Here is a 26,140-nt window from a genome sequence, read left to right as displayed (position 1 = left end):
GATAGCGAATTGCGGGCCGGACTGCCAGTTGCCTTGGCAGGATCGATCGCCAGCGTCGTGGGCGGGGATTCCAAGCTTGTTGGATGGCTCCCGTTTACTCTTCGTCCGGCTTTGCGATGGGTGTAGCTCCAGGGGGCGGGGTGCCGCCGCCGGACAGGACGTATTTCGATCGCAGCTTGGCATATTCGTCGGCATCGGGAAAGTCGATCGCGGTTTCGCCCTTGAGCACCGCTTGTTCGAAGAGGCGTTCAAGAAACGGACGGCACCAACCGCAACCCGTACCAGCGCCAAAGCATTCACTCAGCTGAGCTGGCCGCTTGGGCTTCTCGATGCGAATGAAATTGACGACCTTACGGCGCGAGACGTGAAAGCAGAGACAAAGTTCCTCGTCGAGATTCATCCTTTGTCCTTTGCGGTTGAGTTACGCGGTGGCCAGATGGAGGGCGATGCGGCAGGCGTCGCGATACATCGGCAGGTCGAGCATTTCGCTGGTCATGTGGACGTTCTTTTGGCCGCAGCCGAGCGTGACCGTGGGGATGCCGTGCAGGTTCGTCCAGTTGGCATCGACGCCGCCGTTGCTGATGGCGTGAATCGGTTCGCGGCCGATGGCTCGCGCTGCCTCACCGGCCAATTGTACGCAGGGAGCGTCTTCCGCCAGTTGGAACGACTCGTAATCGAGCCGGCCTTCGATGGTTACCTTGCCCCGTTTTCCTTCACTGTTTTTCACTTCCTTGGCGGCGCGATGGAAGGCTTGTTCGATTTCCTTGATGAGCTTGGCGCGGAACGTTGGATCGTGGCTGCGGGCTTCGGCCTTGAGCGTGACCAGATCGGTGACGACGTTGGTGGCTTCGCCGCCATGAATGAAGCCGACGTTGCTAGTGCCGCGATTCTTCCCCTTCACGACCAGACCATGCCAACCATTGCGTTGCAGCTCGGCAATCGCGATCGAGGCAATGGCGATCGCGCTGATGCCGCGTTCGGGCGCGACCCCAGCGTGACTGGCTTGGCCGTCGATCTTGATTTCCATGCGATAGCCGCCAGTCGCACCGATAGTCAGTTTCTCCGGCGCGCCACCATCCCAATTGAAAGCCATCGCGGGCTTGCCCAGCAGCGGCACTTGCAGGCAGCGAGAGCCTTGCAGGCCAATCTCTTCCTGAATAAACCAACAGAACGTCAGCGGCGGATGAGGCAGCTTTTGACGCAGAATCTCCAGCGCGGCCGTAAGAACCGTCGCCGCGCCCGCGCGATCATCGCCGCCGAGACCCGTCGCAGGATTCGCCGACTTCACAAAATCGCCATCCACTACAGGCTGGCAACCAACGCAGATCGGCACTGTGTCCATGTGCGCCGAAAGCATGCGTCGCGGCGCCTTCTTCGTTCCCGGCAGCTTGAAAATCAGGTTGCCGATTTCCCCTTTGATCAGCGTGCTGCGGTTGGCATTGTCAAAGGTAATCGCCTTCTCGTCGGCACCTGCCGCGAGCAACTGCTGGCGAATGAACTCGGCGACTTTGCCTTCTTCACCACTTTTGCCCGGTATGGGAAGCAGATCGAGAATCATCTTTTCGGCGCGAACAAGATCGGGCGCAGGCAGGGCAGGGGAGGGGGGCGGTACTTTCAACTCAGTAGACTTTTTCGGCATGGTGATTCTCAAGTATTGTCGCGCGCGATTCTATCGCTCGTTCAAACGCCCCCGGGCCTGCCCCGGGGGTTCAACGGCCTTTGCACTAGCCATGCGTTTTGGCCGTCAAGTAGTGCAAAAGCCGTTGAACCCCCGCCGCAGGGGCGGGGGCGAAATGTACTACTTGATCGCCGGACGACGGTAGAAGTTGGTCGGTATTATAGACAGCCTTGTTTCGCGACGTGTCACAGGAGAGTTGGTTGTGCGTATCTTTCTTGCGGGGATCATGCAGGGTTCGCACTTGGGTGCGGTCATGCACTACCAGGGTTATCGGGGCCAGTTGCGGCAGTTGCTCGAACAGCATTTGCCCCATGCGGAGGTCTACGACCCGCTGGCCGATCATCAACTGTCGCTCGATTACACCGAAGATCGAGCCCGCGAGGTGTTCCTGTTTCACAACCGGCTGTGCGGGCAAATCGACGTGCTGATTGCCTTCGTCCCTGAGGCTTCGATGGGAACGGCGATCGAAATGTGGGAGGCCTGGCGAGCGAACCGCGTGGTGATTGCCATCAGCCCGCTCACACTGAACTGGACGATCAAGTATTGCAGCCATGCGGTCTATACCGACCTGGAGAGCTTTCAGGCGGATCTCGCCAGCGGGGGACTGGCCGAGAAAATCGCGGCAATTCAGGCCAATTTGAGCCCTGGGAGAAATGACGCTCGCGTGTCAGAATAGGCGTATGCAATCTCTGCTCGACCCCAATCCGGCCCCTCTCAAAACCTGGCTCAAAGACCATGGCTATCCGGCGTATCGCGCCGCGCAGATTCGCAAGTGGATCTATGAGCGGCGGGCCAAAGATTTCGGCGAGATGAACGACCTGCCCAAAAAGCTGCGGGACGAATTGGCCGCTGAATGGCAGCTGTGGACGGCTAGCGTCGTGAAGCATCAGCAGTCTGCTGATGGAACCGAAAAGCTGCTGCTCGAGCTAGCTGGCGGCGACTCTTTGCCGGGAGTACCCGGACGCATTGAGTGCGTGCTGCTGCGTGATGGTGATCGTCGCAGCATTTGCATCAGCAGCCAGGTGGGCTGTGCGATGGGCTGTGTCTTTTGCGCCAGCGGCCTCGACGGCGTCGACCGCAATCTGACGGCGGCCGAAATCATCGAACAGATGTTGCTCCTGCAGCGATTGCTGCCCGCTGAAGAGCGTTTGAGCCACATCGTGGTGATGGGCATGGGCGAGCCACTTGCGAATCTCGACAACGTCCTGCTCGCGCTCGACGAAGCTTCAGCCGACGATGGCCTCGGCATTAGTCACCGCCGCATCACCATTTCGACTGTCGGCTTGCCCAAGCAACTGCACCAATTGTGCGAGCGGAATGCTCGCTATCACCTTGCGGTTTCGTTGCATGCTCCGAACGATGAACTGCGCAATCAGATCGTGCCGGTGAACAAAAACATCGGCCTCGACGAAGTGATTGCCGCCGCCGATCGTTATTTCGAAGTCTCGGGTCGCCGTCTGACGTTCGAATACGTCCTGCTCGCGGGCATCAACGACCAGCCTCAGCATGCGAAGCAACTGGTGTCTTTGCTCGCGAAGCGCACGGCGCTGCTGAACGTCATACCGTACAATCCGGTCGCGGGCTTGCCCTATCAAACGCCGTCCGCATCGGCCGTGAATCGCTTTCGCGATATCCTGATCGAAGGTGGGATCAACATTAAGTTCCGCCAACGAAAAGGAGCGGAGATTGATGCCGCGTGCGGGCAGTTGCGGCGATCGACGCCAGCGGTCCTTTCAATCGGTTCGACGTAGCCATGTTTTCGCCGTGTAAATGTTCGCCGCAGCCAACGAAACAGCCATTTACCAAGTTGCACGGCGGGCGATAATTGAAGACGAGCGTTTTTCGGCGATGTACCCTCGCTGACGCGTCGGGCTTCGTGAATGCGAATTGATCACTCTGGACCGTCATGCGATATCAGCACGTTTGCTTGGAAGCTTTTGGCTACTCGTTGCCCGACGAAGTGCTGACGAGCGATGAAATCGAAGCTCGCCTGGCACCGCTCTATCAACGGCTGCGATTGCCCGAAGGTCGCTTGGAACTCATTAGCGGCATTCGCGAGCGACGCATGTGGCCGCGCGGCATGCGGCCGAGCGAACAGAGCATCGTCAGTGGCCGCCGAGCGATTGCCAATGCGGGGATCGATCCGCAGCGGATCGGCGCGCTGATTCACGGCAGTGTTTGCCGCGATTATCTCGAACCGGCGACTGCTTGCCGCGTGCATCATCATCTGGGCTTGCCTGAGCGATGCCAGACTTACGATGTTTCGAATGCCTGCCTTGGCTTGCTCTCGGGCATGGTGCAGATCGCCAACCTGATCGAACTTGGCCAGATTGAAGCAGGCTTGGTGGTTGGCACCGAAGACAGCCGGCATCTCGTTGAGAGCACCATTGCGGCCCTCAATGCCGACCAATCACTCACGCGCGAAACCGTGAAGTCGGCCATTGCCTCGCTCACCATCGGCTCTGCCAGTGCGGCCGTGCTGCTCACGCATAAGAACATCAGCAAGACGCAGAATCGGCTGACAGCCGCCGCCGTACGCTCCCATTCGCAGCACTACCAGTTGTGCGAAGGGGGCATGCAAGATCAAGGTGGTAGTTCCGCGTTGTTGATGCAAACCGACAGCGAAAAGCTGCTCGCGGGTGGCATCGCCACGGGCAAAGAAACCTACCTCGACTTCATCACCGAATCGGGCTGGACCAGCGACGACATTCATCGTTCGATCTGCCACCAGGTCGGCGGCACGCATCGCAAGCTGATGCTGCAATCGCTCGAGCTCTCGCCGGAACGCGACTTCTGCACGTTCCCCTGGCTCGGTAATACCGGCAGCGTGGCCTTGCCCATCACCATGGCCCTCGCCGTCGAGCAAGGTTTCATCCAACCCGATGAACATGTGGCGATGCTCGGCATTGGCAGTGGCATTAACTGCGTGATGCTGGCTGTTGATTGGCAGAAGAGTCTGCTCGCAGGGAACACGCCCGCGAATACTCGGCTGGTCGAACCGCTCGCAGCGACCACCTAACGACGATGATCGAGATCGTCGACTATCGCCCCGAGTGGCCAGCTGAGTTTCAAATCATCGCCACCAAGGTCCGCTGCATGATAGGCGACTTGGCTGTGCTACTCGATCACATTGGTTCAACAGCCGTGCCAGGCCTAGCAGCCAAAGATGTGATTGACGTGCAGATCACAGCAGCCGAGTTCAGCGAAGAGTTGCGTCAAGGACTGATCACGCTGGGCTATGCCCATGCCGTGCAGATCACTACGGACCATCGCCCGCCAGGAGATACGTCGCCAGACGCACATTGGCAAAAGTGGTTCTTTCGAGCACCAGCCGGCCAGCGACGGACGAACACGCACGTCCGCCTGGCAGGTGTAGCCAATCAGCGATACCCACTGCTGTTTCGCGATTACCTGCGGGCTCATCCGGCGACTGCAGCCGCCTATGGAGAACTGAAACGGCGGTTGGCGAAGGAGCTGCGCGATACGGAGACGTATCCCGACGTTAAAGATCCGGCCGTCGATTTGATCTACTTGGCTGCAAAAGATTGGGCCCGTGATACGAACTGGCAACAAAGCCCGAGTGACGCGTAGGTCACTGGCCCTTCGCCATCTGGGCGAGCTTCGCGGGGAGTTCGTCGGCGGGGTACAGCACAAAACTGAACTCGCGGCTGCCGAGAATCTTCTTGTGCTGCAGTTGCTGCTGAATCGCGGTGAGCTTGTCAGCATGCGATTGACGAACGCCGACGAGCAGGTTCGACATCTGCCGGCGGAGATCATCAAGCTGATGATAGGTTTCTTTGGGGACGCGGCGGAATTCGAAATGGCGGCTATCGAGGAGTGCTTCACGCTGTTTAGCAGCAGCGGTCAATGTTGGCCGAAGTGGCTCGGCAACTTCGCCTAAAAAAGCCTCGGGGCGATAATCGGTATCTCGCAGCAGCCGTCGTTCATGCTGCACATCGTTAGCGGTGAAGCTTGGCCGTTCGATGGGCAAACGAACGGTGCCAGTAACTGTCAAAAACTCCGGTGGGTCGATGTGAAAGAACCGCCGAATGATCGCATCGGTCAGTTCGTCGTATTTCGCCCCGCCAATGCCGTGGATGAAGAGATCACTGAGCACAAGACGCGAGTACATCGTGGTGATGAGCGCGCGGGGACGGATTTTTATGCCGCGGGCTTCGAGTGCATCCCATTGTTCGACTAGGGACGAATCACTGTCCTTGCCACGCAGTTCCCACTCTTGCTGATTGCCGTTCGACAGCTTCAAAGTGACTTCGCCATTCGCCGACCGTTGCTGGTGAACGAAGAGTCGTTGTCGCCGGGGATTCTCGGTCGTCCAAATCCAAAAGGGAGCTTCGATCCAGTCGGCACCCGCTTCGAGAGCAGGGACCGGATGGCTGTGACTGCGAATCTTGTTGACGGCTCGGTATTCGTCGAGGGAGCGGTTGTAGACTGCGCGCAGCTTTGCGAGGTTCTGCAATAGGTGTAGCGAGAACATCCGAAACTCGAAACTCCGAGCGACATGACTCAGAGGTAATTCCAGCGTGTTGAGCCCGCAGTCATGTTCGAGTCGATGCCGTGCTCGCGCGAGCGTTTCGCCCAAGGGAAACGGAGCGGCACCATCCTTCGGCAGCTCGACATACTTCCAAAGCTGATCGACGAGCAGGGCAGGGGAGTGGCCCGTTTGAAACCACTGGCTGGGATCAAACTTCTGGCGTAATCGCACAGCAAAATCGCGCACTGCCTGTGCGGAAACGATACGTCGCTCTTCAAACGGAATGTTCTCCGCTGGCTCGTCGATCGGCACTTCTTCGAAATGCGGGTTGTCGCGAGAGCCGGCGGGAATGCGAATGGAAGCGCTGCCAGCAGTATCATTGTCGACGACAAGGTTAATCGTCACCGACTTCGAAAACTGTCCGATGTTGCTCAAGACAAAGTTTTTGAGCCATACGCCGGGATGAAATAGCTCGGGCTGGTGACCAGCAGCGACTATCGGCAAGACGTTGGACGTGTCACCGTTGCTTCCATTTGGCTCAACATCGCGATAGGAACTCGTGTAGTCACGCGCAAATGCCGCTAGGCTTATTCGCGCGATCGCCCGAATCCCCAATAAGCGACTTTGGGTTAATTCGGGGGCCGATTGTTCCCGCCGGAGAGAAGCAAGCTGAAGATTCCGGTGGATGAGCTCATCTGCGTTTCGCGCACTCGGCTCAATCAGCGCTTGATCATCGGCTTGCGGCGCTCGAAGGTGCCGCTGGCGGATGGGAGTTTCCGCCGGATCGTTCACAGCCAGCAGTTCCCGGTCATCATTTGGTCGCGGGCCAGACCTTGGGCTTCGGCCGCGGCTATCGCGCGGTTCAGCGTCAGGTAGTAATACTGCAGGCGGACGTCGCCGTCGTCGAGTTCACCGCCGAACGAGCGCTTCTCGTCGAGGTAAATGCGAGGTACAGGGACCTCTTTGATTCGCAGGCGAGCGTAGGCAGCCTGGGCCCAGAGTTCGAGCGGCATCGAGTAGCCAGTTTCGGTGATCGCCAACTTGCGAACGGCGGCCACGCGATAGCACTTGAACCCGCAGAAGGCGTCGGTCAGCTCCATGCACAGCCGACGGTTCACTTCGGCAGTGATCGTTTCGTTGATCCGGCGGCGTTGTTCCGGGGCCGCATTGTCGTCTTTGAATTGACGCAAGTAGCGACTGCCAGAGACAATATCGATGTCCGGCGTACAGGTTTCGAAGAACAGCGGAATTCGCTTGGGCTCGTGCTGACCATCGCAATCGATCGTCACAACTTTATCGAAGCCATGTTGATGGGCGTATTCAAACGCCGAGATCAAACCGCCGCCGTAGCCGCGATTTTGAGGGTGACGTAGGACGCGAACATCCTTACGACGTGCGAGTACATCGGCAGTGCCGTCGGTGGAACCATCGTCCACGACCAATACGTCGCGACAATACTTCAGCACTTCATCCAGCACACCGTCGACATGTTTCACCTCGTTGTAAACGGGCAAAGCGACCAGCCAGCGTTCCGACATGTCAGGACCTTTTCTGGTGAGGGGAACGGAAACGGGCGTCTGCTGCATTCTAAGTACAGCCGTACAGTAGTCAATCTTTTAGCTCTTCCGCAGTTGCCGCAACTTGCCTAATGGCCGTTGGTTGTGACTACCGCGTCAGTGCCAGCGATTCGGTAAACCGCTCCGAATTCCGGGCGCATTCCGGCCAGGCATATAGTACGCTTGCAATTGACCTACGAGATTTACCGCTCCCCAGCGAAGACCTTACAGGAAACCGGAAAATGTCGTTGAGCGGGTTTGCGCAAGCTGGCGAACCATTGGGGGCTGGCTTCCGTCTGGAAGATTGCTGACCGATTGTATCCTTTTCAATCATGGTGATTGATCGATGCCGGTTGGACGGATTAGTCCGGCGACTTGGCCACTCGAACAGCCAAGATGAGGCGGGAAAAACAAGCAGATTTCACGAACAGGCAGGTTTTAGGGTCGCTAGCCCCAAAGCCAGAAAAAGTTTGGCCCGCGACTTGCATTTACACTGACCATCGGAGTTTCCCCCAGGAACAGAGCAGGAGGAGTCGAACATGCGGAAGCCGCACTACAACGTCCAAGTCCTTGAAACGGCCGTAGATGGCGATTCGTACCTGCCAGCTAAAGAACTCCTGCCTTGGGCCGATCCGTATATCGCCGCGCTAATGGGACGTCTGGAAGCGACGGGCGAAGAGGAAGAAGACGATAGCTGGGGCTTCGACTCGGAGCTGGTCGACAAGGACGCTGAAGAGACCGAAGATTCGGCCGAGTATTGGCTCAACGCCGAAGACGACGATTGGCACCTCGACCGAGCGCCAGCAGTGCCGCCCGTCTTTGGTGGTTGGCCGCTTCTGGACGATCTGCGCACGGAGAGCCGCCATGAAAACGTCTAACTCAGCGGTTTTGACATCCACGGCCATCGTCCGTTCGCAACAGACGCTGAGCACCACCTGCCGGGCAATTGATTTTCGTGCGGGTGCCGACCATATTCAGGGCCGCCGCGGCGTAGATTTTGCCACCGGTGACGCGCTTATCACGCTCAAAGCCAATCATCGCATTGGCGTGCAGAGAGCAGTCGCCAAGTAACACATCCGTAGTTACACTTCGTCGCGCCAACCTTTCCCAGGCGCGACGAAGGACTTTCTTGTGACCGATTCTGGTTCTGCTACGGCGCAACGGGTCATCGAAGACCCAATTGCGAATTATCCGTTCTCGACCGTCGCCTGCTTTGATCCCACCATGGGAGACTTGCCACGGCGTCGGTTGAATCCTTCGCTCACAACTACATTTCTCCACTTGTTGTCACTGCCGCACGAGACGACAGCCTGTACCGCCGAAGCTGGTGCAGTGCTGATCGGTGCCTCTACCGGCCAAGGTCATCTGCGAACGCCGGCGGAACTCGAAGAATGGTTTCGGGTGGCCGCTCGCCCGTTGCCCTTGCACGCCACGCGTAAGCGGCAACGCGAACTGCTACTCACAGCACTTCTTCGTCCGGAAGATGGCACTGCTAACGACCACCTGTTAAATGTGCTGGCCGAACTTGGCTACGCCGTGGTATTTGTCAGGCCCGGAACGAATCTAGGCCCTAATCCAAGTGATGCGGCCGTCGCCGAAAATATGCGGCCAATTGTAGAGGGAGCTGCCAAGCGAGGCCTCGCTGTTGGTCTGTATTCGATATCAGACGTCAGCGGTTACCCCATGAGCACCGACGTGGCCGCAGAATTAGTCGCTGGCCCCGGCGGAAATAGCATCGTCGCCATCAAAGTCACTGAAGCCAACTACGAGAACAGCACGCTGAAGTTTCTCGACGATCCGCGCCTCGCTCACCTGAAAATCGTTCAAGGCTGGGATCCACACCTAGCTCGTGCCCTGCAAGATGGCCCTCGGCACGATCTGCAGCGGCGGCAACGCTGCGGCTTCACGAGCGGCGCGATGTCGTTTGCGCTCATTCCGTACTTAGCGATTGCCACTGCAGCGCAAAATGGTGATTGGGCACGAGTGGCCGCGATTCAGCAGGTTGTCACCACAGTCTTCGCTTCCATGCAAGACGACCCGCGAAAGTTCGCCGACCTTCAGCGGGCAAAAGTCATCATGGGTCTTGGCCAGCCAATCACGCGCGACGTGACAGACGACCAGGTAGGGAGAGTCTTTGAGGCGCTGCAGGGACTTCCGAACTCAGCAGAGAAGACGATGCTCATCCAATCGCTCTGCGTTTGGGACGAAAACCCTTTTGCGGAGCAGCTCAACAGTTTCCTCAGCTGATACCACCTCTTCACTCACTTATACTGAGCCGCAGTCCTGCCTCACCCTCGCCTCGGGTACTGAACCATGTCGTCCTATCCCGCCATTTTTCGCGTTCGCCAAAAATTTGAATCACAAACCGTCGATGACATTCCGACCACCGTTGAGAACGAGCTCGCCCGACTAGAATTGACCAGCAAGATCCAGCCTGGGCAGACGGTGGCAATCACGGCCGGCAGTCGTGGGATCGCGAACATCGCCAAGATCATTCATGCCGTGGTCAGGCACTTTCAGAAGATCGGCGCGAAACCTTTTATCGTTCCCGCGATGGGCTCGCACGGCGGTGGTACCGCGCAAGGGCAACAGGAATTGATCGAAGGGTATGGCATCACCGAGCATGCCATGGGCTGCCCGATTCGCGCGAGCATGGAGACGGTTATCGTCTGCCAGGCCGAAGAAGGCTTTCCGGTTCACTTCGACAAGTTCGCTTACGGCGCCGATCACGTCTGCGTCGTTGGCCGCATCAAGCCCCATACCGGCTTTGTCGGCGATATCGAAAGCGGGCTGATGAAAATGATGCTCATCGGCCTTGGCAAACACGAAGGAGCCAAGATTTATCACCGCGCAATCATGAACTACAGCTTTGGTCAGATTGTGCGGAGCGTCGCCCGCGAAGTGCTGGCAAAATGCCGCGTGGTCTGCGGTGTCGGGATTGTCGAAAACGCCTACGACCAGACGGCCATTATCAAAGCGGTTGGCTCCCACGAAATGGAAGACCGCGAGAAAGAGCTACTCGTGCTGGCCAAACAATGGATCCCGCGTTTGCCGTTCAACATGGCGCAGATTCTCCTCATCGATCAGATTGGCAAGAACATCAGCGGTGCGGGGATGGATACCAATGTCATCGGCCGCAAGTACAACGACCACGTCGCCATGGAACATGAGTGGCCGAAAGTAAAGCGCATCTGCGTTCGCGACTTAACCGATGCCACGCACGGCAACGGCACGGGCATCGGCATGAGCGAGTTCTGCCGCACGCGTGTCATCGAAAAACTCGACGTGAAGATTACCCGCATCAACTGCCTGACTGGCGGTCATCCCACGGCCGCAATGCTGCCGCTCGATTATCCGACCGATCAAGAAATGCTCGACATGGCCCTGCCCACGATCGGCCTCGTCGAGCCCGAGCGCGTGGCGCTGCAGTGGATTCACAACACGCTGGAAGTGGCCGAAGTCGAGTGCTCCAGCGTCTACTGGAACGAAGCCAAGAGCCGCGTGGATCTCACCATTCTCACCGATCCACGCCCCATGCCGTTTGATGCGCAAGGCAATCTGCCCTATCGCGTTTAGAAGGGCAACCACCATGACCAACATCACTGACATTTCCACATTCTTCGCCACCCACACCCCGCTGCATCTGGCAGAAGACTGGGACAACGTCGGTCTGCTCGCGGGTGATCCGCAGCAGCCTGTATCGCGGATCATGACTTGTCTGACAATCACGGCGGCCAGTGCCGAAGAGGCCATTCGCGAGCGTGCGGAACTCATCGTCACGCATCATCCGCTTCCGTTCAAACCGCTCAAGCGACTAACGACCGAGCAAACTCCCGGACGATTGCTCTGGTCATTGGCCCGCGCAGGTGTGGCGATTTACAGCCCGCACACTGCGTTTGATTCTGCGGCGATGGGCATCAATCAGCAGTTAGCAAATGGACTAGGGCTAACTCAGATTCAGCCTCTGGTTCTCACCAAAAATGATCTGGCCGGACTAGGTTCTGGCCGGGTGGGCACATTCGCCGCGCCCCAGGCACTCCGGCAAGTCGCGACAAAACTAGCCAAGTTTCTCAAGATCGATGGGCTGCAACTGGTGGGTGATCCCACTGCCACGATCACGAAAGTCGCCGTCGCTTGCGGCAGTGCCGGCAGCTTTCTCCCTGCAGCAGCCACGGCCGGTTGTCAGTTACTTGTCACCGGCGAAACAACCTTTCACACCTGTCTCGAAGCTGAATCTCTCGGCATGAGCCTGCTACTCCCTGGCCACTTCGCCAGCGAACGATTTGCCTGCGAACAACTGGCTGAAGTGCTCGCGAAAGAATTTCCAGGCTTGCACGTTTGGGCTAGCCAGACCGAAAAAGATCCGGTGAAGTGGATGTCGCTCGGTTAGCGAATCCGCACAAAGCGTGGGGTTGTTGATTCGCACCTTCTCCCTGAGAATCAATCGCTGAGTTGCTGTTGCCCCTGCCGAGGAACTGTTGTCATGGATCGCTGGGTTGAGATTTCCTTTGATTGCTTGCCGCTGCGAACTATCGGCCGCTTGGATATTCCCCTCGATGCGTCCCCCGTCTATCAGCGACGTTGCGAGCAAATCAAAGCGGCTCTCGACAAGCACGGTTCGCACAACACGTACTACCTGTACAACGCCCAGTGCAAGTTTCACCTGACGAACCGCGCCGACCACGGCACGATCGAATTTCGCTGGCAAGGCACGCTCATCACGGATCCAACCGATTTGAAAGCGCAAGGTGCCGACCTGCAGGTTGAACTCATTCGCGAGACTTGCGACTGGCTAACGGCTCCCGTCGTAAAGTGGTTCGAATCGTGCGTCGCGCCAGCGGTGCTCGTCGAGTTCGATCGCTTTATCGAAGCCGGTGATCTGCAAAAGGCCAAAGATCGCATCGCCAAGCTCCAAACTCAAAGCGACGAACAGGGCGGCTACCTGGGAATGTATTTATAAATCGCTCACAGAACGACGCGCGGGGCTACGGGCAAAACCGACAATCGTCATAACCGCACCGGCGGCTGCTTCACCAGCAAGCTAGGTTTTTGATAGGCGACATTCTCCTCGCCATCACTACTTTTGAGCCTGCTGTTATGAGCCCACGACTTTCGATTGCCTGCGCGTTGCTCGTAGCAATCTTCGCCCGTGAAGCGATGAGCCAAGAGAGCATGTTCCGCTTCACGCTGGGTGGTCAGGCTCACGAAGGAACACCGCTCCGTTTCAATCAGCAGCAAGTGCTGATGCTCACTCGCAGCGGCAAGCTGCTGGACTTCGCGCCAGAGCAAGCCACCGAGTATGCACCGGCCGGTACGGGGTTTCGCAGCTACACTACGGCCGAGATGCGCGGCCAATTGCTGCGCGAGTTCGGTCAAGGTTTCGAAGTCTCCGGCGGTGGTCGCTTTTTGGTGGTTCATCCAGCCGGTCAAGGCAACGCCTGGGCGCCGCGATTCGAGCAGTTGCATCGCTCGTTTGCACACTACTTTGCCGCGCGAGGGTACAAGCCACCCGAACCGCGATTTCCACTCGTCGCGGTCGTTTTTCCCAAGCAGGTCGACTTTGTCCGCTATGCCACAGCCGAAGGGAATCACGCTTCGAGTTCCATGCTCGGATACTACTCGCCGGCAACCAACCGGATTGTGACGTACGACTCAACAGCCGGCCGCGCAAGCGACTGGACCGTGAACGCGGAGACGATCATTCACGAAGCGTTGCACCAGGCCGCGTTCAACGGTGGCTTGCACAATCGCTTTGGGCAAACGCCGCGCTGGGTGGCAGAAGGGCTGGGCACACTCTTCGAAGCTCGCGGCGTTTGGAACTCGCAGCAGTACCCAGCAGCGACCGAGCGAGTAAATCGCAGTCAGCTCGAATCGTTTCGTCGTTACTTGCCGCGGCGGAACAAGAACGCGATTGCAGATCTTGTTTCCAGCGACCGAGCCTTCGAACAGGATGTGCCAGGAGCCTATGCCGAATCCTGGGCGCTCACTTTCTACTTGAGCGAAACCGAACCCAAAAAGTATCTGCAGTACTTGCAGAAAACCGCGGCATTAAAATCCTTTGAACCTTATCGCAGCCCGGAACGCTTACGAGATTTTACAGCGACCTTCGGCAGCAATCTCGATCTGCTCGATGCTCGCCTGCTTCGTTACCTGGCTGAAGTGCAGTAGCAGTCTGTAAACATCAAGGTTCGGTCGCTGAATCTTCGCGCGGCGATCAGTAAGACCTTTCGGTCCAGGCATAACGAGGAAAATTGTGGCAATTTCCCCAAGTGCTTCGCGCTAGTGGCATTTGCACGTCGGCGGCAATCGGCACACAATGGCGGGGCACCGCAGACAATGCAATAGCCGACGCACATTAATCTAAATCGACTATGATCCTACCCTATTCCACCGATGCGCCCATTTATTACTGGCCAGTGGCCACCGTGGGTGTAATCGTTGCCAACACATTCGCTTTTTTGGCACTATTCGCTCTACCGGAGGAACGATTCCAGTTCGTTGCCTCGTGGACCATTTTGACGTACGGCAACTTCAATCCCATCACGTGGATAACCTCGAATTACGTCCACGGCGACATCTTCCACCTGTTCTTCAACATGCTGTCGCTCTGGGTCTTCGGCATCATCGTCGAAGGAAAGATCGGCTGGTGGAAGTTTCTGATCCTTTATCACGCCATCGGCTTTGTGCAGTGCGGTGCCGAGCAAGTGCTAACCATCTTCTTTACGGAAGGTGGCTCCTACGGCGCTTCGGCAATCATCTTTGGCCTGATGGCCATCGCCATGATCTGGGCACCGGCGAATAACGTGCAATGCGTCTACATCGGCTTTGGTGGAGGGATGTTCGATGTCACAGTGAGCTACTTTGTTGGCTTCTCGCTCTTCCTGCAGTTCGTTGGCTCCATCATCAGTGTGATGGGTGCCGAACACCTGCTTGCAGTCATCACGAGCCAGACATTACACCTAATGGGTGCGGTGGTGGGTGCCGGCATAGGCGTAGGAATGTTGCAACTGAAGATGGTCGATTGCGAAAACTGGGATGCGTTCTCGGTTTGGCAGGGGAAGCACACTCGAAACCGACAAGAATTGGTCGAAGAGTATGTGAAGTCTGCCGAGGGGCAGCAGAAGATTCAGCAAGTGCGCGAATCGGCGGCCGAGCAAACGCGAAAGTTTCTCGCGGCGGGCGAAGTTCCCGCTGCTTGGGCTGCGTACAAGCGAGCCATCAATCAGTTCCCGGGCTGGCAATTGCCCGAAAATGATCTGCTGCAGCTAATCGCCGGCATGCGCAAGGCTGGCATGTGGGACGAGACCATCACTTTGATGGTCACTTTTCTGCGCACGTATCCGCAGCGCGACGCCGCGGTGCGTCTTGCCCTTGCACAGATCCTGATCGACAAGAAGCAACGCGGCGCGCAAGCCTGCAAAGTTCTCGACAAAGTACAACTCAAGCAACTCGATCCTCGCCAGGTCCCCATCCTCGAGACCTTTCGCACCAAAGCCCGCGCCATGGCCGACGATGATCCTTATGAAGTGGCGGCGGAAGATTGGTGAGTGAGACGCCTCTGTCTTTGCTTCGTCACGCAATGCGGGACACTGGGCAAATGTGGTTGATACGTCAACCCAAGATGCGTTTCCCGGATAACCATCGGCTCGCGGCATAGATCGTGGCCACAAATGCAACGAACCCGAAGAACAGCACGATCGAGAGAATGACCAAGATTCGAGCAAACGGGTCTCGCTGTGCGGTCGCGTGAGCAGCGTGCGGTTCCAATTCTTTGGCCAGCGATCGCGGTTCTTGCTGATAGAGCCTGGCAAACTCGGCGTCGACATCCGTCCCAGCGGCAATCCAAGTGAGTTCGCGTTGCTGCAGATCGCGGTACCAGGCGTCTGCTTCGGCAAGTTCGCTTTGAAACTCAGCTTCGAGTTTGGTGAACGTGGTAGTAGCCTGCAAATCGAGGGTCCGAGTTGCAAGGTCGCGGAGTTTGCTCGACATCTTGGTATCATCTTTTGTCAGGTACGATGCTTTCAAATAAGCCCGAGCAGCCAAAGCCTTCGCATCAGGACTTCGCGATTCTGGCTCATACGAAGTCAATAGCGAGGCCAACGCTTCGAGGACACGTGGATTGTCGTGGTTGCCAAAGCGGATGATTCCAAGCACACCCTTGATGGCAGCTTGCCGTTGCTCGTCGGTGTCGGCTTCGTTGCGCGTGCCCAGGAACTGCCAGAACGATTGATCGACGGGTTTTTCGAGGGCAAACTCGATCAGATAGATCTGGTACTTCTCACGGCCAAAGTGGGCAGCGGGATTAATCTCGATGGCTCGCTTTAAGAACGGTAGCGATTCCTCCAGCTTGCCGGCATGGGCGAGAAACGTCCCATGATTGGCGGCCGTTTCGTACAGGCCAGGCTTGATTCTTTCTTTCCGCTCCATGAGCTCGATGGCCCGTTCTTGCATGCCAAGTTTGTCGTAGGCCACTGCGAGATCGTCGAGAAGTTCCAGGTTCTCTGGATCGGTTTCTAACTTGCGAGTTCGATCCTTCACTCGCCATTCATAGAACTCGGGGCTATGGCGGAGAAACTTGCCGGTGATCAATTCGAGCGTAGTCGGAAACCGGCTACGCTCGGCAAGCAGCGTGTCGTAGTCCCACAAACACGCCCAGGCGAGCGAAGGGACCGACATGAATACGCAAGCGACTAGCACCAGACGCCAAGTCGATGGCATAAAGTTGACTCTGAAGATGAGGCTGACAGATAAGACAAACCGGGAGGAGTAGAAGATCAGTCTCGCTCACGCGCCAGCAATTGCAACCAGAATCCGTTCATTCATCGGGATGCTGCACACGAAGATGCACCAAGAAAAGCGTTAGGCCGGCTGCTTTCATGCGAAAGCGACCGGCCTTTCTCGTTGTGATCGGAAGTGTGAGCCGCAGAACTTCGAACTAAGCCAGCGCCTCTAGTGCTTGCTCAATTCTGGTTACCGCAGCAGCAGACTACTTCTTGCCAGCAGCCTTCTTTGGCGACTTCTTAGCGACAGCCTTCTTTGCGGCTGGCTTCTTGGTCGACTTGGCTGGGGTCTTCTTGGCGGTGGTCTTTTTGGCAGCTGCCATAGTATGGCTCCTTCCGTGGGTGTCCGATTAAAGAGCGAAGCGATCCCAACTGACACCCTAAGGGAACGTCGCTTGTTGCGCTTGATTGAGTAACGCGCGCTCGAGCCCTTCCGTGGTTGAGACTCTCTTGCGATTGCCTCAGCCTGCCCGATGTGCGTATTCAACCAAGATGCCCACTACTTCGTCAAGGCGAGTTAGTGAACTTCAGTAGAATTTATCGGCGAGGCACAATGGCGCGAAAAAAGTGATTCAGCAGATTACGACGAACAGCTCGACCGAACCGACGAGTGCGCGGCCATTAGGGAGAGGGTACAATCGCGATCAACAAGAGGAGCACACGCATGTCAAACTCTGCCGAGCATTGGAAGTCAAACCGTCGTCAGTTTCTCGCCGCCGGTGGCGCAGCGATCGTTACGACGAGTCTCTTCGCAAGAGACGCCACAGCCGCAGTGCCGCCGTCGCGCCGCGAGCCGCTGCTGGGCTTCAGTTTGTACGGTATGAAATCGCTGCCGCTGGGCGAAGCTTTGCAGCAGTGTGCGACGATCGGCTATCAGTGCGTCGAGCTGCCCGTCCTGGCTGATTGGCCTGCCGATACGGCGACGTTTTCGTCGGCGGCCAAGGCTGATTTTCGAGCGAGCCTGAAGAAGCATTCACTGCGACTCTCGGCCATCATGGACAACCTGCCGATTGTGGGCGATGACACAAAACACCGCAGTAATCTGCAGCGATTGCAGCAGGCAGCAGAACTTTCGCACGAGTTGGTTGCCGATGATCCGCCGCTAGTAGAGACCGTCCTGGGAGGCAAACCAGCGCAGTGGGACGAAGTGAAACAGCAGCTTGTCGATCGGCTGGGCGACTGGTCAACGGTGATGGCAAAAGCCGAAGTGAAACTGGCGATCAAGGCGCACATTTCCAACGCCATTCAGCGGCCCGAGCAACTGCTGTGGGTGATCGACCAAGTGAAGAGTCCTTGGCTGACCGCTGCCTACGATTACAGCCATTTTGAGCTGCAAAAACTACCGCTGGACGAGACCATTCAGACGCTGAAGAAACACATGACGTTCGCCCACGTGAAGGACACCCAAGGCGAGCCCGGCAAGTTCCAATTCTTGTTGCCCGGCGAAGGCAAGACGGACTACAAGCGGCTCTTTTCGTCGCTGGTGCAGGCCGATTATCAGGGCGACATCGTGGTGGAAGTGAGCGGGCAGATTCATTCCAAGCCCGGCTACGATCCGATCGCGACCGCGAAAAAATGTTTTGCTGCCCTGCCACCCATTCCTGCCTATCTCCCACGCCGATGAACGACAGTTCGCTCCCCGATCACGAGAACAAAACCACGGTCGCAGCCGCTAACTCGCCGGCAGAGAAGCGTCGGTCGAGCTTTGGCTGCACCTTTGCGCTGTGGTTGGTGGCTGGCATGTTGCTGGGAGCGATCGCTTCGTTGCTGGTTCTACGGTCGCTGTACGCCGAACGGATCCCCGAGATTTCGCCAGCGGACTATTACGCCGCAAAGGAGAAATGGAAGGCAAATGAAGTTGCTAACTACGATATCGAAGTGCAAGTGAGCGGCACTCAAGAGGGCAAGTATCGAGTGGAAGTTCGCAATGGTGAAGCAATTGCCGCTTGGGCGAACGGTTTTCCCCAATCGAAGCAAAGAACCTTTGTCACCTGGAGCGTGCCCGGTATGTTTGGCACGATGAGTCGCGATATCGAGGTGCTGGAGAAGCATACGGCCGGCAAAGCTGACGCCACCACGCCGAGAATAACGATGCGCGCCGAGTTTGATGAAAAGCATGGCTATCCGGTTCGCTACCGCCGCATCCAATGGGGTTCTTCCGTCCAGATGATCTGGCAGGTCACCAAGTTTGAAGTGAAGTAGGTTGAACCTCTTACCTGTTCGTTGCTAGCGGTCACTGGCCACATTTCTTGCAGGCTGCGGCGCTCGTTCGCCGATGAGGCCACTGCTAGCAGTTGTGCGTGTTTCGATCTTGTGCAGTCACAAGCTGCTCGCTACGATCCCGCTCGTTTGTCGGAGTAAGTCCGTCTCGGCCTCATTCGTCGTCCCGGTTCATCGTCAGTTCCCGATTTCATGCTTGATGGTTCTGCCTACCTGCGACCAGTCTCTTTAGCGGCCTGCCTGTGCGCGCTCGGGGTGCTGACGTCGACCGGTTGCAAGCAAGGAACCTTCTCGCAAACCGCGACGCCCGGTGGCGCTGGAATCGCGGCAACACCGGCTCAACCCAAACTGTTCGCGCAGCAACAAGTCGATCAGTTGCAAACGCAGATGCTCGCGCAGCAACAATCGCTTTCCAGCCAGGTGCAGGACCTCACCCGACGCACGCAGCAGCTGGATATGAACAACAGCAACCTGACGCGCGAGCTGGCTCAGGCTCAGCAGTCTCAGCAGCAGTATCAGGAGCAGATCGCCATGCTGCAAAAACAACTGGGCGACACCGCGACAAGGCTCAAGAGCGAACAACTGGCCGCTCAAGAATCGACCAAGCAACTTTCCGCACTGCAGGCTTCTACCAAGTTTCGTGGTGGCGCAAGCATTCAGGCCAACAGCAGCGTGAAGCAGGCTCTGCAAGCGATCTCGCTGCCCGGCCTCGAAGTGAAACAAGACGGTGATGTCGTGCGGATCGAAATCCCCGCCGACAAGCTGTTTGTCCCAGGCAGTGCCCAGATGACGCCTGAATCGGGTCGCATCTTGGATGAAGTGGCCAGCGCCATCGCCCGCTCCTATTCGCGCCAGCGAATCATCATTGAAGGTCACTCCGATAATTCGCCAGGCAGCACGGTGAACGCGCACTTGCTGACCAACGCCCAGTCGCAGCTAGTCTTCCAGCACATGGTGCAGAAGAACAATCTGCCTGCGAGGCAACTCTCGATTCTCGCCATGGGCGAAAATCATCCGCTCGCCTCGAACGGCGAAGCAGCCGGCAAGGCCAAGAATCGCCGCATCGAAATCGTGGTCTATCCCGATTCGATTGATGGCTGAGAGTAGAGGCCAGGGATTAGAGGGTAGGGGCCAGGGAAATCGTATCCACAGCATTTCCCTGGCCCCTGGCCGCTAATCTCTAGCCCCTTCCCCTACTCGTGCCGCAGGGCTTCGATTGGATCCATGCGAGCTGCGCGGAAGGCGGGATAAATGCCGAAGACCACGCCGACGAGCACCGAGATGCCGAAGGCGAGTGGCAGTGAGAGCAGGACGATCTGAGGCTCCAGACGATGCACGACGTCGGGCACGTCCGCCATCAAGTTGGGGGCATATCTGATCAGCAAATCTCTGGTGGTGGTAATGACAAACGGGCAGAGCAATCCCACGAGAATTCCTGTAAGCCCCCCCACCACGGAAAGCGAAACGGTCTCGACCAGGAACTGGGTGACGATGTGAGAACGCGTCGCACCAAGTGCCCGGCGAATGCCGATTTCGCGAGTTCGCTCGGTGACAGTCGCCAGCATGATGTTCATAATGCCGATGCCGCCGACCAACAGCGAAATCGCCGCAATCAGGCCCATGAAGAGCATGAACATAAGGCGGGTGACGCGGGCCTGCTCGAGCAATTCTTCGGGGACGATCAGCGCCACATCAGGACGGGTCGTGACCACCACATCGGCATCACCGGGCATCTGCATGCCACCCTTCTTCTCAGCAGCCTGACGCGCGGCGCGCGAATCATCTTTGAGGTTCAACGTCGAGCGAACCAGGTCCGCCGTTTCGCGCACGTTCTTCACGTCGTCGATGCGGAGCGTGATTTGATTGAGTTCGATAATTTCGGAACTGAATTGACTGCCACGGCGAGTCACGACAAAGTCGCCCACGCGCTGGCGGAGCGTGCTGATGGGAATGTAGATGTCCGAGCCAAAGTCCTGGGCATCGAGCGAGCCGCCGATCGCCGCGGTCGGTGTGCGGTACTTGAGTACGCCCACGACCTGAAAGTAGTCTTTCGTCTCGGGCATGTAGATGCGGCGGTCGATGGGATCTTCAAATGGAAACAGCTTCTCGGCGACCGTGGTTGCCAGGACGCAGAAATTGCCGCCGTCTTCTAAATCGGCATCCGTCAGTAGTCGCCCGCGCTCCAGTTCCAGCCGAGTCACATCGAAGTATTCGGGCGTGCAGCCCACCAGGCGGCCATCGACTTCGCGCCCGTTGAAGCTGGCCGTACGGCGAACCTCGCGAATAGGAAGGGCCGATTTGAGCGTAGGAATGGTGACCATCAGCTTGTCGAAGTCTTCTCGCTTCAAGCCATAGGGAACAGGCCCCGAAGAATTCGCAGTCAACTCAGCCGGGGGCTTCACGCTGCGGACGATGATGTTATCGGCACCGAGGCCTTCGATCTGCCGCTGGGCTTCCTGGCTGATCCCCTCGCCGATGGCGAGAAGCCAAATGACGCTCGCCACGCCGATAAAAATACCGAGTACGGTCAGCAGCGACCGCATCGGATGCAGCAGCAGGCTCTTCAAACCAAGTTGAAAGGTACGTAGAAAAAACATAGATCCGGTGCCCGCTTAGGCGTGAGTCGTACTGGGATCGACCAAGGCAGGATCGACATGAGTGGCAGCCGCCGCGGCCGCATTGCGAGGACGAACCAAGACCCGCTTCGTGTTTTGAATGTCCGTTTGCACGACGCCGTCCTTCAAGCGAATGATTCGCTTGGCATGCAGCGAAACATCGTCTTCGTGCGTCACCAAAATGATCGTCTTGCCAGCATCGTTTAGCTGTTGAAAGAGAAACAAGATTTCTTCGGTCGTCACGCTATCCAGGTTACCAGTCGCTTCGTCGGCCAGAATGAAGTACGGATCGTTCACCAGGCTGCGAGCGATCGCCACGCGTTGTTGCTGACCACCCGAGAGCTGCGAAGGGCGATGCCCGAGGCGTTCTCCCAGGCCAACCATATCAGCCAGTTCTCGGCAGCGGCGACGAGAAGCTGCGTTCACTCGCCCCTGGTAATACAGCGGCACTTCGATGTTTTCGACAACCGTCAGCTGTTGAATCAAATTGTACGACTGAAACACAAAGCCGATACGCGAGGCCCGCGTATGCGAAAGCTGGTCGTCGGTCATCCGGGCGACATCGTCTTCGCCCAGGAAGAAATTCCCGGCGGAAGGCTTATCGAGACAGCCGAGCAGGTTGAGCAGGGTGCTCTTGCCGGATCCAGAAGGGCCCATGATGGCGACGTAATCCCCTTCGGGTACGTCGAACGTCACGCCACGCAAGGCTCGGACTGTTTCGCTCTTGAGGACGTAGTCCTTGCGAACGTCCACCAACCTCGCTGCGTAGTTCACTGGCCCCCTCCTGTGATCCCTTTCTGTGCCTGCATCTCTTTCATCTTTTGCACGGCGGCAGCCATCACGGGCAGCATTTCCGTGCGATCGACAAAGCCATCGCTGTTCGTATCCGCAGCTTCGAGACGCGGGCGCATCCGGTCATCCAGAGCGGCGATCTCGGCGGTCGACAGTTTGCCGTCTTTGTCCGTATCCGCTTCCAGAGCGCGATCGACCATGCTGCCGACTGTCATCGGGCCCTTCTTTTTCGGCGTATCCGAAGCGGGTGTCGCCACCGGAGTCGCAGAGGCGGGCGGGATCGCCGCGATGGCGATATTCGAGGACGGAACATCGGGCAGATCTGGCAGCAGAAGTTCTTCTTGACGGCGCGGATTCAGGACCACCGTGTCTTCGAACTGCAGGCCCTTGTCGATGACCGCGACCTTGTCGTTGGTCGAACCAACATCCACCGGACGCGTTTCCAGGTTCTCACCATTCTGCACGAGCACAAAGAACTTGCCCTTGTGGTCGACGAGTGCCTGCACAGGAATCTGCAGTGCTTCCGGACGGCTTTCGACGTGAATGCGAACTTCTGCATTCATACCGGTCCGCAGTTCCTCGGGCGGATTGGTGATCCGCACGATCGCGGCGTACTTCTTCACGTTGCCGCTCGACCAGCTACCTGGTTCGGCGTATTGATTCACCTTGATGACTTCGCCCTGCATCATTTCGTCTTTGAGGGCATCGACGCGAATCGTGACGGGCAGTCCGCGACGAACCTTCGTGATGCGGGCTTCGTTGATCAAAGCCTTGACTTGCATGTTGTTCGAATCGGGCAAGCGAATGATGGGCTGCTGTTCGCGGACCATGGCGCCAGCTTCGACGACGAATTCAGCACTACTGCCGCTGCGGCCCGAATTGTACTTGTTGGCATAGACGACCTGACCGGCCTGCGGTGCGTACACCACGCACTTCGTAATTTGGTCTTCGATGTCTTTGAGCTTGTCTTCTTCCAACTGCAAGCTGCTTTGATCCGACCGCAGCTTGGCATCGGCGGTGGCGATATCGCTATCGAACTGCTTCAGCATCTTCTCGCGGGTGTATTTACGCAGCACGTCCAACTTGGTCTGGGCCGCTTCGAGTTGATTGCGGGCGTTGTCGACCGCATATTTGGCCCCTTCGAGTTGCAGCGGGCTGAGAATACCCTTCGCTGCCAATCGCTGAGCAGAGTCAAACGACAGTTGGGCACTCCGCAGGCCTTGTTCGGCGACAAACACCTCGCCTAGGAACAACTTCTCTTCCTGCTTGAAGGTTCCTTCGAGGTATTCGCGGCGGGCGATCTTCGCGGCGGCCAGTGTGTTTTCGGACTGAACGAGCAACGCTTGGGCGGTGTTGACGATGATCTTCTGCTGCAGCCGTTCCTGATCGAGCGCGCTCGAATCGAGCCGCACCAGCAGATCACCCTTCTTGACTTGGGTACCTTCCGACATCACTTCCAAAATCGTGATGCCGCCGGCATTGCGCGACTTCACCTCGCAGCGGATTTCGATATTGCTGCTGCTCTCCACTTCACCCTGTTCGAGCACAATCGACTCATAGGGTCCGCGCGAGACTTGCATCACCATCGGCCCGGGACCTTTGGCTTTTTCGCCGCGGAACATCGTCCACCAAATGACACCACCGATGCCCAGGCAGACAACGAGCGCACCGACGATGGTCAGCGCCGCGTTGCCACGTCGGGCTTGGATCGAGCGGCGCGAGCCTCGTTGAAGAAGCGAGCCTCGCTGTAGAAGATCGGCGCGGCACTTGGGGGAGACAATCGAAATGAAGTCAGAGTTGTTCATTCGTACGGGCCCTCGTCCATATTTCAGGGGCCAAAATCTGGCGGGAAATTGACCGCTGCGGGTGCAGCTGGCTCAACCAAACAGGTCCGCTGGAAAATTCATCGAGCTTTCCCAGCATCAAGCATCATGGATTCTATACCGGCACCTGCGGGATGTCACCTTCCTTTCGCACCCAAATCCAAGCATTACCTGCCTTTAGATGCGCAAGCCCGCAACCGGCTTTCTTCCTTATTAAACCAGCTGGCAACCAGAAAGTTCCGCTGCGAACGACTGCTGCTAGCCGCGAAATGCAGTCAGATCTGCGCAAGAAGCGAGCAACGAAGGTCTGCCGACTGAAGTCGATCCTATTCGTTGATAAATGGCCGGGGTTTATCAACACACACCTAGCGCCAAACCCGAGCGCCACGCGAATTGGTATTGATAAATACCAGGGATTTATCAACACCCCTCTGTTACCGTTTGAAGGCAGCGAATTACCAGTTCAGGCCAAACTTCTCGCCGCCCGATTTGCCCTTAGTGCCACCCTTCAGATTGCCTTCGCGCTTGGGCACGATCGGGGCACGTGGTGGTTCATCCACGGCGGGAGCGGCTTCTTCCTTCTTGCTGTTCTCTTTTTGCGGCGGCTGAATCGTCGCCTTCATTGAGAGTGCGATCCGCTGCGCATCGGCATCGACCGACAGAATCTTCGCTTCGACTTCCTGGCCTTCCTTCACCACGTTCTGCACGGCGAAGACGCGGTTATGAGCCAACTCGCTGATGTGGATCATCCCTTCGACACCAGGGGCGATCTTCACGAAGCAGCCAAAGTTCGCCAGCCGCGTAACCGGGCCGCGAATGATGGTGCCCACGGGAAACCGCTGCTCGATGCCCGTCCAAGGATGCTCTTCGGGGTTCTTCAGCGAGAGTCCGATCTTGCCCGTTTCCGTATCGATCTTTTCGACGCGAACGCGAATCTTCTGGCCTTCCTTCAAGATCTCGCTCGGGTGCTTCACTCGCTCCCAGCTCAGTTGGCTGATGTGAATCAGGCCATCGACGCCACCGAGATCTACGAACGCACCGAAGTCCTGAATCTTGCGTACGATACCTTCGCGCAGTTGCCCGGGTTCGAGTTCGCCGAGAATCTTCTTTTTCGATTCTTCCTTTTCGCGCTCCAGAATCGCTCGCCGGCTGAGGACCAAATTGCCGCGACCTTGATTGGCCTCGGTAACCACGCAGACCAGTTTCTGGTCGACATAGTCAGCCAGATTCTCGGTCCGGAAGATTGCCACTTGGCTGGCAGGAATGAAGGCTCGCGCGCCACCGACGGTGCATTCCAGGCCACCTGTGTTGGCAGCAGTTACCTTGGCTTCGACAACCGAACCTTCGATCAGATTCGACCAATCGCCGCCGACCACCTTGCCGCCCGCGACGTTCACTTCGTGCAGATCGTCTTCGGCGTTGAAGCCGGTGACGGTCACTTCCAGAATGTCGCCAATGACTGGAGGCGTTTCGAAGTTGCGAACCGAGACCACGCCCTGATTCTTCCCGCCGAGCGACACGAAAATATTGTCACCGTGAACTTCAATCACCGCCGCGCGAACGCGAGTTTCGTTTTCGACGCGACCGGCCGAAGGAGCTGGCGCGGTCTTACCAGCAACGACGTCTTCAATCGACATACCGCCGAGTGCTTCCTGCAACTCGGCTTCCAGTTCGGCCGACAAAGGTCCGCGGCGATTGGGCACCGGTACTGGGCCGCGATGTCCACCCGCACGGGCTCGTTCGCCCGCGGCATCCAAGGCAGCTTCTTCTTGATCTTCTCGCTGGTTGGCCGATTGCCCTTCTTCGCCTTCGCGGCGAGGACGCTGCGGCTTCGGCGGCCGGGGACCGCGATCGCGCCGTTGGCCTCCACCCTGTCCACCGCCACCTTGCTGGCCACCCGACGGCCCGCTCGAGCGTCCCACCTGAATGGGCCCTCGCTTTTCATCGCTGCCTGCCGCGGGGGTAGAAGCCTGCGGTTGAGTCGCAGTTTCCGAAGGGGCAGGAGTTGAAGCCGAGGTTTCGGCGGCCGAGTTATCGGGGGAGGATGCAGTCGACATAAGAGATCGTGAGCACGAAAAAGGGTTTACCTGCGGTGACACCTCGCCGCGACGAAAACCCCTCCGTCACAGCGAAGCTAAGCAGTGTAACATTCGTCTGGCAACGAAGATAGCCAAGATTTGGAGC

24 protein-coding genes are annotated in these 26,140 nt (G+C 57.6%); 15 read left to right on the top strand and 9 right to left on the bottom strand.

The features are described from left to right. Positions 1 to 94: 94 nt before the first annotated feature. Together NA78x_RS12225 and NA78x_RS12220 are read right to left on the bottom strand one after the other, a co-directional pair. Positions 95 to 400 carry a (2Fe-2S)-binding protein gene (locus tag NA78x_RS12225; protein WP_425618733.1) on the bottom strand — a complete coding sequence of 102 codons (306 nt, stop codon included), beginning with the start codon at positions 398 to 400 and terminating at the stop codon, positions 95 to 97. A 21-nt stretch (positions 401 to 421) separates the two neighbouring features. Further along, the gene (locus NA78x_RS12220) at positions 422 to 1,639 is read right to left on the bottom strand and encodes a M20/M25/M40 family metallo-hydrolase (protein WP_425618732.1); all 1,218 of its coding nucleotides are present in this window, start codon (positions 1,637 to 1,639) and stop codon (positions 422 to 424) included. Positions 1,640 to 1,880: 241 nt separating this feature from the next. Between NA78x_RS12220 and NA78x_RS12215 the strand changes: the two genes are divergently transcribed. The 4 genes from NA78x_RS12215 (at position 1,881) to NA78x_RS12200 (ending at position 5,269) form a co-directional block, all read left to right on the top strand. Beyond that, positions 1,881 to 2,354: a hypothetical protein gene (locus NA78x_RS12215; protein WP_425618731.1), complete on the top strand. Its 474-nt coding sequence runs from the start codon at positions 1,881 to 1,883 to the stop codon at positions 2,352 to 2,354. After that, entirely contained in the window at positions 2,332 to 3,429 is a 1,098-nt protein-coding gene (gene rlmN, locus NA78x_RS12210) for a 23S rRNA (adenine(2503)-C(2))-methyltransferase RlmN (protein WP_425618730.1), read from the top strand. The genes NA78x_RS12215 and rlmN overlap by 23 nt, the downstream gene beginning before the upstream one ends. Positions 3,430 to 3,584: 155 nt before the next feature. After that, the gene (locus NA78x_RS12205) at positions 3,585 to 4,697 is read left to right on the top strand and encodes a 3-oxoacyl-ACP synthase III (RefSeq protein WP_425618729.1); all 1,113 of its coding nucleotides are present in this window, start codon (positions 3,585 to 3,587) and stop codon (positions 4,695 to 4,697) included. Positions 4,698 to 4,702: 5 nt separating this feature from the next. Further along, a complete protein-coding gene (locus tag NA78x_RS12200) occupies positions 4,703 to 5,269 on the top strand; it encodes a GrpB family protein (protein ID WP_425618728.1) in 567 nt (188 codons plus the stop codon). Position 5,270: 1 nt separating this feature from the next. On the opposite strand, the gene NA78x_RS12195 is transcribed toward NA78x_RS12200, so the two are convergent. Together NA78x_RS12195 and NA78x_RS12190 are read right to left on the bottom strand one after the other, a co-directional pair. Then, complete coding sequence (locus NA78x_RS12195) at positions 5,271 to 6,605, bottom strand: hypothetical protein (RefSeq protein ID WP_425618727.1); 1,335 nt, start codon at positions 6,603 to 6,605, stop codon at positions 5,271 to 5,273. A gap of 353 nt (positions 6,606 to 6,958) precedes the next feature. Continuing rightward, positions 6,959 to 7,708, bottom strand: a complete 750-nt coding sequence (locus NA78x_RS12190) for a glycosyltransferase family 2 protein (protein WP_425618726.1) — start codon at positions 7,706 to 7,708, stop codon at positions 6,959 to 6,961. A gap of 557 nt (positions 7,709 to 8,265) precedes the next feature. Here NA78x_RS12190 and NA78x_RS12185 point away from each other — a divergent pair. From NA78x_RS12185 to NA78x_RS12150, 8 genes are all read left to right on the top strand, one after another. Further along, the gene (locus tag NA78x_RS12185; RefSeq protein ID WP_425618725.1) at positions 8,266 to 8,604 is read left to right on the top strand and encodes a hypothetical protein; all 339 of its coding nucleotides are present in this window, start codon (positions 8,266 to 8,268) and stop codon (positions 8,602 to 8,604) included. After that, a complete protein-coding gene (locus NA78x_RS12180) occupies positions 8,591 to 8,797 on the top strand; it encodes a hypothetical protein (RefSeq protein WP_425618724.1) in 207 nt (68 codons plus the stop codon). Before NA78x_RS12185 ends, NA78x_RS12180 begins: the two co-directional genes overlap by 14 nt. Before the next feature lie 60 nt (positions 8,798 to 8,857). Beyond that, positions 8,858 to 9,973, top strand: coding sequence for a dihydrodipicolinate synthase family protein (locus tag NA78x_RS12175; RefSeq protein ID WP_425618723.1), 1,116 nt, complete (start codon positions 8,858 to 8,860; stop codon positions 9,971 to 9,973). 66 nt (positions 9,974 to 10,039) lie between these two features. After that, entirely contained in the window at positions 10,040 to 11,302 is a 1,263-nt protein-coding gene (locus NA78x_RS12170; protein WP_425618722.1) for a lactate racemase domain-containing protein, read from the top strand. A 13-nt stretch (positions 11,303 to 11,315) separates the two neighbouring features. After that, entirely contained in the window at positions 11,316 to 12,116 is an 801-nt protein-coding gene (locus tag NA78x_RS12165) for a Nif3-like dinuclear metal center hexameric protein (RefSeq protein ID WP_425618721.1), read from the top strand. A 93-nt stretch (positions 12,117 to 12,209) separates the two neighbouring features. Continuing rightward, positions 12,210 to 12,686 (top strand): hypothetical protein, encoded by a 477-nt coding sequence (locus NA78x_RS12160; protein ID WP_425618720.1) that lies wholly within the window; start codon positions 12,210 to 12,212, stop codon positions 12,684 to 12,686. Between the two features lie 137 nt (positions 12,687 to 12,823). Next, on the top strand, positions 12,824 to 13,894 hold the full coding sequence (locus NA78x_RS12155; protein ID WP_425618719.1) for a DUF1570 domain-containing protein: 1,071 nt from the start codon (positions 12,824 to 12,826) through the stop codon (positions 13,892 to 13,894). Positions 13,895 to 14,097: 203 nt separating this feature from the next. Next, a complete protein-coding gene (locus NA78x_RS12150; protein ID WP_425618718.1) occupies positions 14,098 to 15,273 on the top strand; it encodes a rhomboid family intramembrane serine protease in 1,176 nt (391 codons plus the stop codon). 64 nt (positions 15,274 to 15,337) lie between these two features. On the opposite strand, the gene NA78x_RS12145 is transcribed toward NA78x_RS12150, so the two are convergent. After that, entirely contained in the window at positions 15,338 to 16,444 is a 1,107-nt protein-coding gene (locus tag NA78x_RS12145) for a tetratricopeptide repeat protein (RefSeq protein ID WP_425618717.1), read from the bottom strand. A 726-nt stretch (positions 16,445 to 17,170) separates the two neighbouring features. On the opposite strand from NA78x_RS12145, the gene NA78x_RS12140 reads away from it, so the two are divergent. From NA78x_RS12140 to NA78x_RS12130, 3 genes are all read left to right on the top strand, one after another. After that, positions 17,171 to 18,130, top strand: coding sequence for a sugar phosphate isomerase/epimerase family protein (locus NA78x_RS12140; RefSeq protein WP_425618716.1), 960 nt, complete (start codon positions 17,171 to 17,173; stop codon positions 18,128 to 18,130). After that, positions 18,127 to 18,708: a hypothetical protein gene (locus NA78x_RS12135; protein WP_425618715.1), complete on the top strand. Its 582-nt coding sequence runs from the start codon at positions 18,127 to 18,129 to the stop codon at positions 18,706 to 18,708. Before NA78x_RS12140 ends, NA78x_RS12135 begins: the two co-directional genes overlap by 4 nt. 210 nt (positions 18,709 to 18,918) lie before the next feature. Beyond that, the gene (locus tag NA78x_RS12130) at positions 18,919 to 19,827 is read left to right on the top strand and encodes an OmpA/MotB family protein (RefSeq protein WP_425618714.1); all 909 of its coding nucleotides are present in this window, start codon (positions 18,919 to 18,921) and stop codon (positions 19,825 to 19,827) included. Positions 19,828 to 19,919: 92 nt separating this feature from the next. Here NA78x_RS12130 and NA78x_RS12125 read toward each other — a convergent pair whose 3' ends face one another. The 4 genes from NA78x_RS12125 to NA78x_RS12110 form a co-directional block, all read right to left on the bottom strand. Then, positions 19,920 to 21,323 (bottom strand): ABC transporter permease, encoded by a 1,404-nt coding sequence (locus NA78x_RS12125; protein ID WP_425618713.1) that lies wholly within the window; start codon positions 21,321 to 21,323, stop codon positions 19,920 to 19,922. Between the two features lie 15 nt (positions 21,324 to 21,338). After that, the gene (locus NA78x_RS12120) at positions 21,339 to 22,115 is read right to left on the bottom strand and encodes an ABC transporter ATP-binding protein (RefSeq protein WP_425618712.1); all 777 of its coding nucleotides are present in this window, start codon (positions 22,113 to 22,115) and stop codon (positions 21,339 to 21,341) included. Beyond that, positions 22,112 to 23,938, bottom strand: coding sequence for an efflux RND transporter periplasmic adaptor subunit (locus NA78x_RS12115; protein WP_425618711.1), 1,827 nt, complete (start codon positions 23,936 to 23,938; stop codon positions 22,112 to 22,114). Before NA78x_RS12115 ends, NA78x_RS12120 begins: the two co-directional genes overlap by 4 nt. A 473-nt stretch (positions 23,939 to 24,411) precedes the next feature. Beyond that, on the bottom strand, positions 24,412 to 26,013 hold the full coding sequence (locus NA78x_RS12110) for a 30S ribosomal protein S1 (protein WP_425618710.1): 1,602 nt from the start codon (positions 26,011 to 26,013) through the stop codon (positions 24,412 to 24,414). Between the last annotated feature and the right edge of the window lie 127 nt (positions 26,014 to 26,140).

It is taken from the genome of Anatilimnocola aquadivae, assembly GCF_049819085.1.
In the GTDB taxonomy this organism is placed as follows: Bacteria; Planctomycetota; Planctomycetia; order Pirellulales; family Pirellulaceae; genus Anatilimnocola.
The sequence above is the reverse complement of the archived record's forward strand: the minus strand, read 5'-3'. Positions and strand labels throughout refer to the sequence as shown.